Below are 1,184 nucleotides of genomic sequence, written 5' to 3'. Positions count from 1 at the left end.
TTCCGGGAGGTCGAGCAGTTGCGGCGGCACCGGGCGACCGGGTTCGGCCTGGAGACCAAGAAGCCGTACACGGACGGTGTCATCACCGGCTGGGGCACGGTCGAGGGCCGTACGGTCTTCGTCTACGCGCACGACTTCCGGATCTTCGGCGGCGCGCTGGGCGAGGCCCACGCCACGAAGATCCACAAAATCATGGACATGGCCATCGCGGCCGGTGCCCCGCTGGTGTCCCTGAACGACGGTGCGGGTGCCCGCATCCAGGAGGGCGTCTCCGCGCTGGCCGGGTACGGCGGGATCTTCCAGCGCAACACCAGGGCGTCCGGTGTCATCCCGCAGATCTCGGTGATGCTCGGCCCGTGCGCGGGCGGCGCGGCCTACAGCCCCGCCCTGACGGACTTCGTGTTCATGGTCCGCGACACCTCGCAGATGTTCATCACCGGTCCGGACGTGGTCAAGGCCGTCACCGGCGAGGAGATCACCCAGAACGGCCTCGGCGGCGCCGACGTGCACGCCGAGACGAGCGGCGTCTGCCACTTCGCCTACGACGACGAGGAGACCTGCCTGGCCGAAGTGCGCTACCTCCTGTCCCTGCTCCCGCAGAACAACCGGGAGAACCCGCCCCGCCACGAGTCCTCCGACCCGGCGGACCGCCGCGGCGACACCCTCCTCGACCTCGTGCCGGCGGACGGCAACCGGCCGTACGACATGGCCAAGGTCATCGAGGAGATCGTCGACGACGGCGAGTACCTGGAGGTCCACGAGCGCTGGGCACGCAACATCATCTGCGCCCTGGCCCGCCTCGACGGCCGGGTCGTCGGCATCGTCGCCAACCAGCCGCAGGCCCTGGCCGGCGTCCTCGACATCGAGGCGAGCGAGAAGGCCGCACGCTTCGTCCAGATGTGCGACGCCTTCAACATCCCGATCGTCACCTTCCTGGACGTCCCCGGCTTCCTGCCGGGCGTCGACCAGGAGCACGGCGGCATCATCCGCCACGGCGCCAAGCTGCTCTACGCCTACTGCAACGCCACCGTCCCGCGGATCTCGCTGATCCTGCGCAAGGCGTACGGCGGCGCGTACATCGTCATGGACTCCCAGTCCATCGGTGCGGACCTCACCTACGCCTGGCCGACCAACGAGATCGCCGTGATGGGCGCGGAGGGGGCGGCCAACGTCATCTTCCGCCG

At 69.4% G+C, this 1,184-nt stretch carries 1 protein-coding gene; it reads left to right on the top strand.

Annotation, left to right across the window (positions count from 1 at the left end; genetic code table 11):
• A partial coding sequence (locus IE142_RS34730; protein WP_191889400.1) for an acyl-CoA carboxylase subunit beta occupies positions 1 to 1,184 on the top strand: 1,184 nt, incomplete at both ends.

This window comes from Streptomyces mutabilis, from assembly GCF_014649815.1.
Lineage (GTDB): Bacteria > Actinomycetota > Actinomycetes > Streptomycetales > Streptomycetaceae > Streptomyces > Streptomyces mutabilis.
This window is presented reverse-complemented; position numbering and strand designations above follow the sequence as displayed.